The sequence below is a fragment of the Sporosarcina soli genome, assembly GCF_042655805.1.
Taxonomy (GTDB): Bacteria; Bacillota; Bacilli; order Bacillales_A; family Planococcaceae; genus Sporosarcina; species Sporosarcina soli.
Genome location: NZ_JBHSNO010000008.1, coordinates 61,589 through 78,446, shown reverse-complemented (window position 1 = coordinate 78,446; position 16,858 = coordinate 61,589). Strand labels below are relative to the sequence as shown.

The following is a 16,858-nucleotide window of genomic DNA, read 5'->3' as shown; positions in this document are numbered from 1 at the left end:
TACTATAGATAAAACCATGCCCTGAATGGAGGGAATTCAATGGATATCTTAGACAAAGTAAGAAGCTTTAGAGAAGAAGAAAACAAGTTGAAGTGGGAAGGTACATTTGCGGAATACTTGGACGTTGTAAAGAAAAGGAAAGAAGTGGCCCAGACAGCTCATTCGCGTGTTTACAATATGATCAAAAGCTCGGGGTTAATCGAAAGAGACGGGAAACGCCTCTATCAGTTTTTTGGAGAAGAAATTTTCGGGTTAGAAGATGCGATTGAACGATTAGTGGAAGAATATTTTCATCCAGCGGCAAAGAGGTTAGATGTCCGAAAGCGGATTTTATTGTTAATGGGACCGGTAAGTGGCGGTAAGTCAACCATTGTGACGTTGTTGAAAAGAGGGCTTGAAAGCTACTCTAGAACGGATGAAGGGGCGGTTTACGCCATTAAAGGTTGTCCGATGCATGAGGATCCCCTTCATCTCATTCCGCAACATTTGCGCCACGACTTTTATGAAACATATGGCATTCGAATCGAAGGAAGCTTATCCCCTTTGAATACGATGCGTTTGGAAAAAGAATACGGTGGGGAAATTGAAAATGTGTTAGTGGAGCGGATCTTTTTCTCGGAAGATAAACGTGTCGGGATTGGGACGTTTACACCATCTGATCCGAAATCACAAGATATCGCGGATTTGACAGGGAGCATCGACTTTTCTACGATTGCTGAATTCGGTTCTGAATCGGATCCGCGTGCGTATCGATTTGATGGAGAATTAAATAAGGCAAACCGAGGGATGATGGAGTTCCAGGAAATGTTGAAACTGGACGAAAAGTTTCTATGGCATCTTTTATCCCTTACGCAAGAAGGGAATTTCAAAGCAGGACGTTTTGCATTGATCAGTGCGGATGAATTGATTGTCGCGCACACGAATGAAACGGAGTACCGGACTTTTATATCCAATAAAAAGAACGAAGCTTTGCATTCAAGAATTATCGTTATGCCGATTCCGTATAATTTGAAAGTCAGCCAGGAAGAACGTATTTATGAAAAAATGATCAAGGAAAGCGATATGGCCCATGTTCATATTGCACCGCATGCTTTGCGTGTCGCCGCGATTTTCTCGGTATTGACGAGATTGGAAGACTCGAAAAAACAAGGATTGGATGTCGTCAAAAAGATGCGGTTGTATGACGGAGAAAACGTGGAAGGATTTAACCAAGTCGATGTAGAGGAATTGAAAAAAGAGTTTCCGAACGAAGGCATGCATGGTATAGATCCGCGCTATGTCATCAACCGGATTTCTTCGGCCATCATTCGCAAAGAAGTGCCTTCCATCAATGCGCTTGACGTCTTACGTGCTTTAAAAGATGGACTGGATCAGCATGCTTCGATTTCCCAGGAAGACCGGGAAAAGTATATGAATTATATTGCCATTGCGAGAAGAGAATTCGACGAGATTGCCAAGAAGGAAGTCCAAAAAGCGTTTGTCTATTCGTATGAAGAATCGGCTATCACGTTAATGAATAATTATTTGGATAATGTGGAAGCGTATTGCAATAAAAACAGATTGAGAGATCCGTTAACTGGAGAAGAGATGAACCCAGACGAAAAGCTAATGCGTTCGATCGAGGAACAGATTGGAATTTCGGAAAATGCGAAAAAGGCATTCCGGGAAGAAATTCTTATCCGGATTTCCGCTTATGCAAGAAAAGGAAAACGTTTTGACTATCGATCCCATGATCGTCTAAGAGAAGCGATCCAAAAGAAATTGTTCGCCGATTTGAAAGATGTTGTAAAAATTACAACTTCATCTCAAACACCGGATGAATCGCAGCTGAAGAAAATCAATGAGGTCGTTGCGCGATTGATTGACGAATACGGCTATAATTCTACTTCTGCCAATGAGTTATTACGTTATGTTGGAAGTCTGTTGAATCGATAGCGGAGTTGAAGGGGAAAAACAAGACTGATGATGCATTGGTCTTGTTTTTTTCTCAAAAATCGTTGCTGTTCAATACATTGGAGTTATAAAATCTCGGATAGATAATAGATAGGTGTGGGTGAAAATGAGCGAAAAACAGGAAAATCAGTTTGTCGTTTCTCAGGAAAACTGGTCCCTCCATCGGAAAGGGTATCAGGATCAGAAACGGCATATGGATAAAGTAAAGGAAGCCATTCAAAATAATTTGCCCGATATTATTAGTGAAGAAAGTATTATCATGTCGAATGGTCAGGAAGTCATCAAAATTCCAATCCGTTCACTAGATGAATATAAAATCCGTTATAACTTTGACAAGTCCAAACATGTAGGGCAAGGTGACGGGGATAGTCAGGTCGGAGATGTCGTGGCAAGTGATAAAGGACAGGATAAGGGCGGGCAAGGGCAAGGTAAACAAGCCGGGAATCAGCCTGGTCATGATTATACAGAGGCGGAAGTGTCCATTGCCGAAATTGAAGAGGCACTATTCAAGGAACTGGAGTTGCCGAATCTGGAACGAAAAGACCATGCCGAGACGACAACGGAAAAAATCGAATTCAATGATATTCGAAAAAAAGGGCTGATCGGCAATATTGATAAAAAACGGACGATCTTATCGGCCGTCAAAAGGAATGCAATGAAAGGGAAGGCAGAAATTGCACCATTCCATAATGATGATCTTCGTTTTAAAACTTGGAACGATGTGCAAAAGCCGGAGTCGAAAGCCATTGTACTCGCTATGATGGATACGAGTGCTTCCATGGGGAATTTCGAGAAATTTATTGCGAGAAGTTTCTTCTTTTGGATGACTAAATTTTTACGTTCGAAGTATGAAAGTGTCGAAATTGAATTTATCGCACATCACACCGAAGCAAAAGTTGTAACTGAAGATGACTTTTTTACGAAAGGGGAAAGTGGCGGGACGATCTGTTCCTCCGCATATCTCAAAGCATTGGAGTTAGTGAAAGAAAAGTATCATCCGTCACGCTATAATATTTATCCTTTCCATTTTTCGGACGGGGAAAACATGTCTTCCGACAATGCGAAATGCATTCAATTGGTCAACGAGCTCATGACTGTTTCGAATATGTTCGGATACGGGGAAGTGAATGCGTATAATCGCTTTTCCACATTGATGAACACCTATAAGACGATAGACCATCCGAAATTCCGTCCATATATCTTGAAGGAGAAAAAAGATGTGTATCACGCGCTCAAAAGCTTTTTCCAAAAAAATGCGGAGGGGTTCGATTGACGGAATATAAAGCGCTTCATCGGGCCATCGGTGAGATTACAGACATTGCCAAAGGGTTCGGACTCGATTTTTATCCGATGCGTTATGAAATCTGTCCAGCGGATATTATTTATACGTTTGGGGCATATGGCATGCCAACACGGTTTACACATTGGAGTTTCGGAAAACAGTTTCATAGGATGAAGTTGCAATATGATCTTGGGCTGAGCCAAATTTACGAGCTTGTTATCAATTCGGATCCATGCTATGCATTTTTACTGGATACGAACAGCCTAATTCAAAATAAGCTGATCATTGCCCACGTTCTGGCTCATTGCGATTTCTTTAAAAACAATGTCCGTTTTTCCAATACACGTAAAGATATGGTTGAAAGTATGACTGCGACTGCGGAAAGAATTGCAGAATATGAAATGGTTCACGGAAAGGAAGAGGTTGAACGATTTTTGGATGCCGTTTTGGCGATTCAGGAACATGTCGATCCTACTTTAAACAAGGGGAAAAAACCGATTGATGAGTTGGACGAAGAAATGGAAAGCTATGTACGAAAAACTCCTTATGATGATTTATGGAGTTTGGATCAGCGGGAACCTGAAACGAAAAAAACGAAGAAAAAAGCAGGGAAATTCCCTGCGGAAGAAGAGAAAGACTTGCTGCTCTTCATTTTAGAAAATAGCCGTGAGCTTGAAGAATGGCAAAGGGATATCTTAACAATGATGCGGGAAGAGATGCTCTATTTTTGGCCGCAACTTGAAACGAAGGTTATGAATGAAGGCTGGGCATCTTATTGGCATCAACGAATCCTCAGGGAAATGGATTTAACCTCGGATGAAACGATCGAGTTTGCCACATTGAATGCCAATGTGGTGCAACCTTCAAAGACTCGCATTAATCCTTACTATCTCGGGGTGAAAATTTTTGAAGACATCGAAAGACGCTACAACGAACCGGATGAGGAAATGAGGAAACTGGGCGTCAAGCCGAATTCGGGTCGGGAGAAGATTTTTGAAGTGCGGGAAATCGAATCGGATATTTCTTTTATCCGAAATTATTTAACGAAAGAGTTGGCCGAACAGGAAGATCTCTATTTATTCGAGAAAAAAGGAAGCGATTATAAAATTTCTACAAAAGACTATGAATTGGTCCGCGACCAACTTGTCTCCATTCGGGTGAATGGTGGATTTCCATATATCGTAGTAGAAAATGGAGATTATTTACGTAACGGGGAATTGTATTTAGTGCATAAGTATGAAGGGACGGAACTCGATCTTCAGTATTTGGAAAATGTGCTTCCTTATATTTATCAGTTATGGGGTCGAATCGTCCATTTAGAAACTAGTGTGGAGAATATGCAAGTCGTCTATTCCTATGATCGCAATAAAGTTCATCGTCGATATGTTTAGCCAGACAACTAGGGGCGGTCCAGAAAGTCAGTGAAAGTTGACTTTCTGCGACGGCCCTCTTTTATCTTCATTTAGTGGAAAACTCCCACCTTCATAGGTGGCGAGATGAATGCGTTTTGGTTTACTGTTCAGTGGGTGTTTAAACGCCCGCTGAACGAAGATAAAGCCTCCGGCGGATGTCACATAAACTATCTGAAATAATTAGTCTGTTTAATTGAGAATAATTATCAATTATTGTATACTAGATAGTAACGATAGATATAATTAAGTTAGGAGAATAGATGATGCAAATATACTGGACTAAAATAAATAAGATTATTGAAGAAACGCCTGAGATCAAAACGTACCTGCTCGATTGTCCGGAAGACTTTACATGGGAAGAAGGTTCCCACACTCACTTCGCACTGGAAGGTTTTAATGCTGGAGATAAACCAAACCGAAGCCTGATTCGCCATATGTCCATCTCCACTTTACCGCACGAAAATTCAATTGGTATTACGACACGCATCAGAGAGCAGTGCTCTGAGTTTAAAACGATTTTAAGAAATCTTGAAGTCGGCAATGAAGTTGCCGTATTTAAGACGCATTCGAATGTACCGCTTAAAAGAGAAGACAAAAATGTTTACCTACTGTCATCAGGTGTTGGCCTGGCAACTTTCAGACCGCTTGTACTTGATTATTTCGAACGTGCTGATAACGTCAATCAAATTCATTCCTTGAACATCGATTCATCGAAAGATTTCTTATTCACTGATATTTTTAAATCCGCACCTGACAAGAAGTTCACCTCACAGTTCGTCGATAACCGTAAAGACTACTATGATGAAGTGAAGAATCTTGCTACAGACAAGGATGGACTCTTCTATGTTGTCGGCAGCGACGAATTCATCGTTCAGAACATTGAAGTACTGCGTGAGCAGGGCATCAATCCGGCGCGGATTGTGCTCGACAAGCATGAACGACAACTATCTAAGTTCTTATCATTTGATTTGTCAATTTAAGAGTGATTGTAAGTCCAGTAGATGAAAATTGCATCATTTCTGGTACGCACACTTCACAAATAGCCCTTCTGTTTCTTATTTTCTTAACAGAAAGGCTATTATTTTTTATCTTTTCCTAATTATTTGTGATTATGTTACCCTTAATGGTACAAATGAAGTGAAAGGGTGATTGAAATGGCAGGTCCAGCGTTAAAACAACTACATTCCCATCGTGCAATTCACGAAGGGGGATTATCGGGAGCTAACGAGAAAACGGAAGGGTTGCTGGAGTTTTTACAGCAGGGGGACCTTTCATCTGCGAATCGGGCAGCGGACGATCTGATCGATTACTGGAAAACACGTGTTATCAGCCATGCGGACGCGGAGGAAGAAGGGTTCTATGGGGAAATCGTGGAGGAACAACCGGAATTGAAAGATGCTGTCACCCAATTGACGAGAGATCATGATTTACTGCGTATCATTGTGAAAGATATTGAGGAACTGCGTGAAAAAGAAAATTTAAGCTCCGCTGTTCTACAACGCTTTCAAGCATTGATGGTCGTCAATGAAATACATAGTCGCGATGAAGAACGCTTACTATTTCAACAATAATCCCTTTTTAAGCACCGAAATCTGGTGCTTTTTTTGATTCATAAAGTCGACTGCGTAGATAAGTAAAACCATCCAAATTACGGGAATTTTCAACATTATCCTCTCCTTTTTGAAAAATATGATAAAATAGTATTTAAAGTTTTAATAATTTTAAAAGAAGGAGGGATGCGGTTTTATGAATACATATGAAATTGAACATTTGGTAGAACAGCAAATGTTAATCGAGGATATAACGAATAATTTAAATGTGGGAATTTGCCAATATGATGCAATGGAAAACAAGTTTCTATATCTCAGTCCGGCGATGGAAGGTCTTCTTGGCATCCCGGTCGCCGATGTCTTACGCGATCATCGGATGTTCATTGCGAATTGTCTCACGGAAGATGTAGCAGACTTGGCTCGGTTTTATAAGGGAGCATTCAAAGAACAAACAGACGTAGAATACCGAGTACTGGATACGGTCGAAGAGATTCGATGGCTTCGCACAACGATTACGCCAATTCTAGATGAGGCAGGAAATGTGTTACGCTATATTTCCATAACCCAAGATATAACAAATCAAAAATTGCATGATGAACTTTTGCAAAAATGGGATAAATTAAACGTTGTTGGGCAATTGGCGGCAAGTCTTGCCCATCAGATTAGAAATCCTTTGACTACGATCAAAGGCTTCATCCAATTGCTCGAATTGAAAAATGACAAGTCTTTTAAAGCGATCATGACCGAAGAAGTCGAAATGATAGAGTCCATTATCGAGGAATTTCTACAACTCGCCAAACCGAGTAGTACATCCGAATTTTCCATAGCTTCGGTTCAGAATAAGATTAAGCGAGCTGTCTCATTGTTAGAGAAGGAAGCAATGCTTCGCGATATAGAAATTCAAGTTTTTCAAAATAGTGAGGACGCTTTCATACGTTGCGAGTCAAAGCAAATTCAACAAGTTTTCATGAATATTATCAAAAATTCAATAGAGGCAATGCCAAGCGGAGGAATTATCGAAATCAGAACGGCAGTAGAAGCGGATAATATGGTCAAAATTACAATTGCAGATACCGGAAGCGGGATGTCCATGGAGCGGCTTCAGAAACTCGGAGAACCGTTTTATTCACAAAATGAGAAAGGAACGGGACTTGGTTTAATGGTCAGCTATAAAATTATCGAAAGTCATAACGGAACCATACAATTCTCAAGTCAGGAAGGTGTTGGTACGACTGTCGAAATTCGCCTGCCAATCATTATCCCATCATGAAGAAGTAGAATGCTTCCTGTCGGATTGAAGAAGGGTCTTTCTTCTTCTATAATAGAAAGATGGGATAATCTCCCGCATCAATCGAATGGATGATTTCGAAAGTAACAGGGGGATATAAATCATTGATAACGAAAGCAACAACTGTGTTACGCGATTATTTTGGATATGATTCGTTTCGAACAGGGCAGGAAAAGGTGATCAGCAATGTTCTGTCCGGAAAAGATACGCTATGTGTGATGCCGACAGGCGGAGGGAAGTCCATCTGCTATCAAGTGCCGGCATTGGTCATGGAAGGGACTGTACTCGTCATTTCCCCGCTCATTTCACTGATGAAGGACCAAGTCGATGCGCTTCACGAGGCAGGGATCGCCGCTGCCTTCATTAATAGTTCATTATCCACAGAGGAATATCGGGAGACGATGGACCGGGCGGAACGGGGAGAGTACCGTCTTCTATATGTTGCACCGGAACGACTGGATTCCACAGCATTTACAAATCGGCTGCGTTCGATTTATGTTCCGATGATCGCAATCGATGAGGCGCATTGTATTTCACAATGGGGACATGACTTCCGACCGAGCTATCGAAATATTCGTAGCATCATTTCGATATTCGACGAGAAACCGATCGTGTTGGCACTTACCGCAACCGCCACTCCCGATGTGCGGGAAGATATATGCCGCCAACTTGATATCACAGAAGCAAATACGGTAATGACCGGTTTTGAACGATCCAATCTTACCTTTTCAGTCATTAAAGGACAAGATCGGGACAAATTCGTGAAGGAATATGTAAAGAAAAATGACGGGGAAGCGGGTATCATTTACGCAGCTACACGGAAAGCGGTCGATTCCGTCTATGAAATGTTACGGAAAAGTGGGGTAGCGGTTGCCAAATACCATGCGGGCTTGTCGGATGTTGAACGGCAATTGGAACAAGATCGTTTTTTAATGGACGAAGCAACAGTGATGGTTGCTACAAATGCCTTTGGGATGGGCATCGATAAAAGTAACATAAGATATGTGATCCACTATCAGATGCCGAAAAATATGGAGAGCTATTATCAAGAAGCCGGGCGTGCTGGACGTGATGGTCTCGATAGTGATTGCACATTATTGTTTTCATCACAGGACGTTCACACGCAGCGCTTCCTGATCGACCAGTCACAAGATGAAGGCCGGATTCCGGCGGAACTGGAAAAGCTGCAATCTATGATCGATTTTTGTCATACGGAAACTTGTTTACAAAAATTTATCATTACGTATTTTGGTGAAAAGGATGTAGTGGCTTGTGGACGATGTGCCAACTGCACGGATACAAGGGAAAGTTCCGATGTAACGGTGGACGTTCAAATGGTGCTTTCTTGTGTCATCCGAATGGGGCAACGATTCGGAAAAACGATGATTGCACAAGTGTTAACAGGTTCAAGGAACAAAAAAGTTTTGGAATTCGGTTTTGATAAACTGACGACCTATGGACTGATGAAAGGGCGTAACACAAAAGAAATTTCTGATTTTATCGAGTTCATCATCTCCGAAAATTGCCTATCTGTTGAGAACGGACAATTTCCCATCATTTATGTCAGTGAGCGCGGCAAAGATGTCTTGACAGGGAAAGTGAAAATCTACCGGAAAGTGTCCGTTGTGACGAAACAGATTACAAACGATGATCCGTTATTTGAACAACTTCGTGCACTCCGTCTGAACTTGGCCCAAGAAGCCGGGGTCCCTCCTTTTGTCGTCTTTTCCGATAAAACATTGCGGGATATGGCTGCAAGAATGCCTGTAACAGATGAGGAATTCCTTGAAGTGAATGGAGTCGGCTTGTCGAAGTTGGAGAGGTACGGCAAAGCCTTCATGAACGAGATCAAATCGTATACGATGGAAAAAGCGTAAAAAAACATCCGGAAGATGACTGTAAAGCCAAGTCGCTCCGGATGTTTTTATCTTCAATTAGTGAACTTGCCACTTTTTAGCGATTATCGATTTTCTCCGGATAGAGGTCATGATTCATCATTCGATGATCGGCCATCTGTTCGTATTTCGTTCCAGGTTTACCGTAATTGCAGTAAGGGTCGATCGATAACCCACCGCGTGGCGTAAATTTGCCCCAAACCTCGATGTAACGCGGTTCAATCAGTTTGATCAAGTCATTCATGATGATATTGACGCAGTCTTCATGAAAATCGCCGTGATTCCGGAAACTGAATAAGTACAGTTTCAATGATTTACTTTCGACTAATTTTTTATCAGGTATGAAGCTGATATACATCGTTGCGAAATCAGGTTGGCCCGTCATTGGGCAAAGGGATGTAAACTCCGGGCAGTTGAACTTGACAAAATAATCCCTTCCGACATGCATATTGTCGACGGATTCTAACACATCCGGATTGTATTCATATGCGTATTTCGTATTTTGGTTGCCGAGCAATGTCAAATCACTCAATGTTGCTTCATCTCTTCCAGCCAATTAAAAAACCTCCCCTAAATTTTGTCGGGGAGGTTCGTCTATGCAATCTAAAAAAGCCGTGTCGAATGACCGTACATCCATACATAGTTTTTTATAGAGGGTCGCTATGAACCTCTCCCGGACAGGGTATTCATTTCGTCTTTGACTTTAAGCGACAGGAGTTGATTTGTCAATAGAACCTTTTTTCATTCCGAGCAACGTATAGACCGCTACGGCTAGCAAAATGATACCTGTTAGCATGAATGCGCCTCGGAACTCAAGGTCCAAAAATCCGATCAGACCCGATCCTGCTACGACACCGATTGAGAAGAATGCGTAAAAATAGCCATATGCTTTTCCGCGGTATTCAGTCGTAGACGAGTCGATGAGCAGGGAATTGATGGAAGGGAAAAGGAAAGCGAAGCCTACCCCGTAAATTGCCATGGCCACATATAAAAAATTCAATTCCTCGATCTGACTTAAAAATAACATGCTCAAGCCCATCAGTGTGATGCCGAATGCAAGCGTCGAAACCGGACGGGCACGGTCGAATATTCGGTTGATTGGCAGTAGGAAAATCAGGATTGCAACAACACCGAACGTGCTCAATAATATTCCGCTCGTTTTTGTATCAAATCCGAGCGATTCGACTTTCAAAGGTAAGACGAGTGCAAGGACGCCTTGTGAGAACATGAGAAAAAATGCGCCTGCAAATGCCCGTATCATCCCCCGATTTCGGAATAAGTTTTTCACTGGAAAGCGCCGAATTTGTTTGGCCTTGAGTTTACGAACATAGTTGAATGAACGGAGAACAAAGAATGCGAGGATCGCTAACAGAAACATAATCCCCCCATTGATAGCCATGATGAACGGTGTACTTGTTTTGGCAGCCACTATTCCCCCGTATGCTGGACCGATGATGGCGGCAAGTCCGACAAATGCACCTGAAATGGCGACATTACGACCTCTTTTCGATTCTTCGGCACGATTGGCGAGAAAAGTGAATGCCGCTGGAACAATCAACCCTTCCATGAAACCGTGGATGAACCGGACTCCGAGCAATGCTGACGCATCCGCTACTGCCGAGTAGAGGAAAAGGGAAAGGGCGGAAGCGAACAATCCCAATACAAGTATGAGGAACGGCCCTCTTTTATCGGTCATAAATCCCGAGATGATATTGCCGATCGTATTGGAAAAGGAATACATACCGACAGCAAGTCCGACCAAAAACGGTGTGCCCCCGAGCGAAAGCGCAAACGGACTCATGACGGGTAACTGTGAAAATAAATCAAAAAACGAGAAAAAGACGATCAGATAGACAAAACCGCGCATAATGAAGCCTCTTTTCAATTGAAATGCATCCCTTATAGTTTAACATTTTTTTGGAGATTAGTGAAAAGGCTAGATTATGAACAATGCAGTTGGAATAGCGTTTTCATGGTGGAAACGTTAAGATGATTCCATACCAACGAATTAGCGGAGGGGATCCATCCATTGAATTTCATAAAAAAGTTGTTTAGTAAGCAGGATGAGAAAGCGATTGAAGAACAAATTGAAAAACAATATATTTTCGTCGAACTCGATTTGGAGCATTGGTACGAGCCATTCTATACGCGAAATTTGACAAGGAAACCATCATTCTTAATTAAAAAAGAAGATGAACCCGTTCTACACGAAAGATTGTCGACAGGGCATCCCATCTTTCCGAAAATCGCGGCGGATCCATCCATTGAATTTTTTATACAACCGAATCATTTCGATGCGTCCGATATTGTCAAAGCTGGAATTGTCGTCCGACATGCATGTTCCACTTTTGATACGATCCTAATGGAGGCGGTTTTCTGGAAGCGTGACGATTCAGTGGAAACGATTCCCTTTCAGCTGAACGTCAGACAGGATGACGAGCAATCCCGTTTGGCCTCGGCGTTGATCAGTATCCAGAAGGAAATTCCGTTCTATTTTGGACGGGTTGAAAACGGAGAATTTGCAATCGATAAGCAATTGGTCGCACAGATGCCGGAACATGTTCAAAATGATATGCAAATCACACTTGTCGAACTCTATAATGATGAAATGCGAAAGACCGGTCCTTTCGTTGAATTGCAAAGTATAGTGGATCGAGAGATGACGACTGCTGGATGGGTCTTTCATTTTGATGATGAGAAGTTGAAAAAAGAGGATCTCGATTTATCTTTCATAAAAGTGGATATATTACGAACGATTTTCAACAAAATTGATCGTCTTTCCAATAAAGGGCGCTTTACAGGATGGATTGCTGAGAATGTAGGAAATCGGTATGGAAGCGGACCCTATGGGGAAACAACGACATTCGTATTGACAGCAACGGAATCCCTTCACATGAATGGGAAATTGCATGCAGAGGTATTGCACTATTTAAAATCACTCCAAGGATTCATTCGAGAAGATGGCGGCTATCCACTGAAGTACGAAGCACTCCCGATCTTTCGACAAGAAGAGGGCAGGTACGGATTTGGGGCTGTCGATGAAGATTTTTTAGCAAAAGCGGATAGGTTATCTAGAAAGATGACGAATAAAGAGGTAAACTTATACAACAAACTGCTGAATATGAAAGCAGTAACATGAAAGGAGTTATTGGAAGATGACAATTAGAATTGGAATTGCAGGTTACGGAAACTTAGGACGTGGTGTAGAATCCGCAATCAGTCAAAACGAAGATATGGAATTAGTCGGGGTATTTTCCAGAAGAAATCCGGAAGATGTGAAGTTATTGAATGGGAACGTACCTGTACATAAGATGGATGACATCCAAAATTTTACGAACGCAATCGATGTCCTGATCCTGTGTGGCGGATCGAAAAACGATTTACCTGAACAAGGTCCTGCTTTGTCAGCACATTTCAACACAGTGGACAGCTTTGATACGCATGCGAAAGTTCCGGAATATTTTGCAGCGGTTGATGCATCCGCAAAACCGAATGGCAAGACGGCCATCATTTCCGTCGGCTGGGATCCAGGTTTATTTTCCATCAATCGCCTGTATGGCGAAGCGATTCTTCCGGAAGGTGCAACCTATACATTTTGGGGGAAAGGCTTAAGTCAAGGGCATTCAGATGCGGTAAGAAGAGTCCCGGGCGTAAGAGGGGCCGTCCAATATACAATTCCTGTGCCAGATGCAGTTGACCGTGTGCGTAGCGGATCATTCCCTGAATTATCTACACGGGAAAAGCATACACGTGAATGCTATGTTGTCTTAGAAGAAGGTGCAAATCCAGAAGAAGTGAAACAGGCAATTGTCACGATGCCTGACTACTTCACGGACTATGATACGACGGTGACATTTATTTCTGAAGAAGAATTGAAACGCGATCACTCCGCAATGCCTCATGGCGGTTTCGTGATCCGTAGCGGTAAAACGGGCGAAGGCAATGCACAAGTGATGGAATATTCCTTGAAACTCGACAGCAACCCTGAATTCACATCCAGTGTCCTTGTCGCTTATGCACGTGCGGCTTACCGCTTGAATCAAAACGGTGAGGCGGGTGCAAAAACGGTATTTGATATTGCCCCTGGTTTGCTATCACCGAAGAGCGCTGCTGATTTGCGGAAGGAATTGCTGTAAATAGTGTTCATCGGCTGAAGGTCACATTTATTTTGAAAATAATTCGGAAGCAAGGAAGAAGCCGGGCGGATAGCTTGGCTTCTTTCTTTGTGGTTCGGGTTGTGGACTTGAATTGTGCATTTTCGAAATCCGGAAAATCACCAAAATGTCGGATTGTTGTGATATATTTCAAGAGAGATTAGAAAAGCTGTTTTGATCGTTTTTTCTTCTGAACAAGGGAGGCATGTTGATGATGAATACGGATGTAGATGAAGAGCTTAATGCTCAAACTGTTGACGTTATAACAATCAATTTTAGCTTGACTAAAGACGGAGCAATAATTAGTGCAAATAAAGAATTCTGTCAAATGTTGAGGAGAGAAGTCGGTTCTATAACCGACACATCGATCTTGGAAGTGGTACATGAGCAAGATCGTACATTATTTATGCAGCGTATTACTGAATCCTATGAAGGAGGGGTTATTCCATTCACTTTCAGATTAATCAGAATAAAAGGGGATAGTTTGCCGTTTTATGTGAATTTGTGTAGATGGGTTTCTTTGGACGAAGTATGTGTACAGGCAATTCCGATTGCAGATCCATCCGGCTATACGGCAGTTGAACAATTATTAGTTGAAAAGAAAATTACGGTACTAGACCTAACAGACAATGCAGCAATCAACTGTAATTTTGATGGGACTGTCGTTGCTGTTAATAACGCCTATGATAAGCTATTTGGGTGGAACAATAAAGAACTAAAAGGGAACAAGAGTCCATTCGTTCCTGATCATCTTATGCATGAATTTATAGAAATTAAAAATCGATTGCTTGGTGGTGAAAAAGTCATCCGAATGAATACCGCTCGAATGACGAGAAACGGTATTATGATTCCAGTGAACTTTAGTATATTGCCGGATTATGATAATAAAGGAAGGGTTCAAGGCGTTATTGCGCTATCAAAAAATCTTGAGGAAACGTTAGAAATGAAAGCGTTCATCGAAAAGCAGATGGAGTATATTTTACAACAAGAAATATTAATAAAGGATATTACAAATAATGTGGAAGTTGGCATTTGCCAGTACGATGTCGAGAAGAAAAAGCTTCTTTACATAAACCGAAGGATGGAAGGACTCCTTGGGGTTCCTATTTACGATTTGATGAGGGACAGTACGCTTTTAGTTTCAACTTGTCATTCAGACGATAAAACCGAACTCATTCGATTTTATGATGAATCGGCGAGGGAATTAAAGATAATCGAGTATCGTGTGGTGGGGAAAGACGGAGAGGTTTGTTGGATTCGAACAAAGTTGACGCCCATCATAAATGAAGCAGGGAAGGTCATACGATTTGTTTCGCTTTCACAAGATATATCTAAACAGAAATTGCAAGACGAGCTTTTAAGAAAATGGGACAAGCTAAACACCGTTGGACAATTAGCTGCAAGTTTTGCTCATCAAATTAGAAATCCATTAACGTCTATAAAAGGGTTTATTCAATTAGTTGCAACGGAGCAGGAAAATCTATACGGTCCCATCATGCAGGAAGAGCTTCATAAAATTGAATCGACAATTGAAGATTTCCTTCAACTTGCAAAGCCGAGTATCGGTATGGAGTTCACTACTACATCTATTCATACCCAAATAAATCGAGTTGTTTCATTGATGGAAAAAGAGGCAATGCTACAAAATATTATCTTTAAAATAAAACTTTATGACAAAGATCAATTCATCTATTGTGAACCGAAGCAAATTCAACAAGTATTAATTAATCTTCTGAAAAATTCAATAGAGGCAATGCCGGGCGGAGGTGAATTAAGAATAAGTACGATGATTGAAGGAAATCAGATGGTCAAAATTTTGGTCGTAGACACAGGTATCGGTATCCCGCCAGAACGGCTAAGTAAACTTGGAGAGCCATTCTATTCACATAAAGAGAAAGGAACTGGTCTAGGTCTTATGGTCAGTTATAGAATTATTGAAAACCATCAAGGATCTATTCGATTTACAAGTAAAGAAGGTTATGGAACGACTGTGGAAATCCGTCTTCCGCTATCGGTTTCTAACTAACTGGGTGATTTTGATGCTAATAGAAATATGTTGAAAATAAATAGTTGATCAGTAATGTCATTTTCATTCCCCTTTTACTTTATTTGTTCCTCGATCCGTAATGTTTTGATAATAGCACCCATTTCGAATATACTACTCATGTATGAGTTATTTAGGAGGTCGAAGCATTTGACGAAATTAGACGATACATTAACGATGCTGAAAGCGCTCACAGATGCAAAAGGGATAGCGGGAAATGAGCGTGAACCGCGCGAAGTGATGCAAACATACATAGAGCCGTTCGCGGATGCTCTGACCCAAGACGGTTTAGGGTCTTTGATCGCTCAGAAGACGGGCGATGCAGATGGACCGAAAATCATGGTGGCCGGTCACCTCGATGAAGTGGGATTCATGGTTTCGAAAATCGATGATAAAGGATTCATCTCTTTCCAAACGGTTGGCGGTTGGTGGTCACAAGTCATGCTTGCGCAGAGGGTAACAATTGTGACGCGCAAAGGGGATACGGTGACAGGTATTATCGGATCGAAGCCTCCACATATACTTACACCGGAAGCACGTAAAAAGCCGGTCGATATCAAGGATATGTTTATCGATGTAGGTGCGACTTCCAAAGAGGAAGTGATGGAGTGGGGAATCTTGCCTGGAGATATGGTCGTTCCTTATTTTGAATTTACGGTTATGAATAATGAAAAATACTTGCTTGCCAAAGCATGGGACAACCGAATCGGTTGTGCTATTGCGATTGAAGTGATGAAAGCGTTAAAAGGTGAGAAGCATCCTAATATCGTTTTCGGGGTTGGCGCTGCGCAGGAGGAGATCGGTCTACGCGGGGCGCGGACGGCAGCGGCGAAAATCCAGCCGGATATCGGTTTTGCGGTTGACGTCGGTGTGGCAGGTGATACGCCGGGAGTCTCATCGAAAGAAGCGATGGGCAAAATGGGCGATGGTCCACAACTTGTGTTGTTTGATGCTTCCATGGTTTCGCATAAAGGATTGCGGGAACTTGTCATTGATACGGCTGAAGAACATGGCATCCCTTATCAGTTCGAAACGATGGCGGGTGGCGGAACGGATGCAGGTTCCATTCATCTTTCAGGGAAAGGCGTGCCATCTCTGGCAATCTGTATTCCGACTCGTTATATTCACTCGCATGCAGCTATGTTGCATCGCGATGATTTTGAAAACACCGTGAAACTGATGGTGGAAGTCATCAAAAAGTTAGATCGTGTCACAGTGAATAAAATAACGTTTGAATAAATGTTTAGGGAACTGCTCAAGTCGGGTAAATGACTTGTGCA

The 16,858-nt window shown here is 41.9% G+C and carries 13 protein-coding genes and 1 riboswitch; of the genes, 11 read left to right on the top strand and 2 right to left on the bottom strand.

Annotated elements, in window-relative coordinates; genetic code table 11:
- Nucleotides 1–39 precede the first annotated feature (39 nt).
- The 7 genes from ACFPRA_RS15680 to recQ all read left to right on the top strand — a co-directional run bounded on the left by ACFPRA_RS15680 (nucleotide 40) and on the right by recQ (nucleotide 9,362).
- Nucleotides 40–1,935, top strand: coding sequence for a PrkA family serine protein kinase (locus ACFPRA_RS15680; RefSeq protein ID WP_381436653.1), 1,896 nt, complete (start codon nucleotides 40–42; stop codon nucleotides 1,933–1,935).
- 124 nt (nucleotides 1,936–2,059) lie between these two features.
- Entirely contained in the window at nucleotides 2,060–3,226 is a 1,167-nt protein-coding gene (gene yhbH, locus ACFPRA_RS15675; protein ID WP_381436651.1) for a sporulation protein YhbH, read from the top strand.
- Nucleotides 3,223–4,626, top strand: coding sequence for a SpoVR family protein (locus ACFPRA_RS15670; RefSeq protein ID WP_381436648.1), 1,404 nt, complete (start codon nucleotides 3,223–3,225; stop codon nucleotides 4,624–4,626). Before yhbH ends, ACFPRA_RS15670 begins: the two co-directional genes overlap by 4 nt.
- Nucleotides 4,627–4,910: 284 nt before the next feature.
- Complete coding sequence (locus ACFPRA_RS15665) at nucleotides 4,911–5,627, top strand: dihydropteridine reductase (RefSeq protein ID WP_381436646.1); 717 nt, start codon at nucleotides 4,911–4,913, stop codon at nucleotides 5,625–5,627.
- 174 nt (nucleotides 5,628–5,801) lie between these two features.
- Entirely contained in the window at nucleotides 5,802–6,218 is a 417-nt protein-coding gene (locus ACFPRA_RS15660) for a hemerythrin domain-containing protein (protein WP_381436643.1), read from the top strand.
- A gap of 175 nt (nucleotides 6,219–6,393) precedes the next feature.
- A complete protein-coding gene (locus ACFPRA_RS15655; RefSeq protein ID WP_381436641.1) occupies nucleotides 6,394–7,467 on the top strand; it encodes an ATP-binding protein in 1,074 nt (357 codons plus the stop codon).
- A gap of 122 nt (nucleotides 7,468–7,589) precedes the next feature.
- The gene (gene recQ / locus ACFPRA_RS15650) at nucleotides 7,590–9,362 is read left to right on the top strand and encodes a DNA helicase RecQ (RefSeq protein ID WP_381436638.1); all 1,773 of its coding nucleotides are present in this window, start codon (nucleotides 7,590–7,592) and stop codon (nucleotides 9,360–9,362) included.
- Nucleotides 9,363–9,438: 76 nt separating this feature from the next.
- Here recQ and queF read toward each other — a convergent pair whose 3' ends face one another.
- Both queF and ACFPRA_RS15640 read right to left on the bottom strand, forming a co-directional pair.
- A complete protein-coding gene (gene queF / locus ACFPRA_RS15645; RefSeq protein ID WP_381436635.1) occupies nucleotides 9,439–9,936 on the bottom strand; it encodes a preQ(1) synthase in 498 nt (165 codons plus the stop codon).
- A gap of 77 nt (nucleotides 9,937–10,013) precedes the next feature.
- Nucleotides 10,014–10,057: riboswitch (PreQ1 riboswitch) on the bottom strand.
- 26 nt (nucleotides 10,058–10,083) lie between these two features.
- On the bottom strand, nucleotides 10,084–11,247 hold the full coding sequence (locus ACFPRA_RS15640) for an MFS transporter (RefSeq protein ID WP_381437570.1): 1,164 nt from the start codon (nucleotides 11,245–11,247) through the stop codon (nucleotides 10,084–10,086).
- A 162-nt stretch (nucleotides 11,248–11,409) separates the two neighbouring features.
- Here ACFPRA_RS15640 and ACFPRA_RS15635 point away from each other — a divergent pair, with 162 nt between their 5' ends.
- The 4 genes from ACFPRA_RS15635 (at nucleotide 11,410) to ACFPRA_RS15620 (ending at nucleotide 16,817) form a co-directional block, all read left to right on the top strand.
- Nucleotides 11,410–12,519 carry a hypothetical protein gene (locus ACFPRA_RS15635; protein WP_381436632.1) on the top strand — a complete coding sequence of 370 codons (1,110 nt, stop codon included), beginning with the start codon at nucleotides 11,410–11,412 and terminating at the stop codon, nucleotides 12,517–12,519.
- Nucleotides 12,520–12,535: 16 nt separating this feature from the next.
- Complete coding sequence (locus ACFPRA_RS15630; RefSeq protein WP_381436629.1) at nucleotides 12,536–13,516, top strand: diaminopimelate dehydrogenase; 981 nt, start codon at nucleotides 12,536–12,538, stop codon at nucleotides 13,514–13,516.
- A 229-nt stretch (nucleotides 13,517–13,745) separates the two neighbouring features.
- The gene (locus ACFPRA_RS15625) at nucleotides 13,746–15,560 is read left to right on the top strand and encodes an ATP-binding protein (RefSeq protein ID WP_381436625.1); all 1,815 of its coding nucleotides are present in this window, start codon (nucleotides 13,746–13,748) and stop codon (nucleotides 15,558–15,560) included.
- A 168-nt stretch (nucleotides 15,561–15,728) separates the two neighbouring features.
- Nucleotides 15,729–16,817, top strand: a complete 1,089-nt coding sequence (locus ACFPRA_RS15620; protein WP_381436623.1) for a M42 family metallopeptidase — start codon at nucleotides 15,729–15,731, stop codon at nucleotides 16,815–16,817.
- Nucleotides 16,818–16,858: the final 41 nt, after the last annotated feature.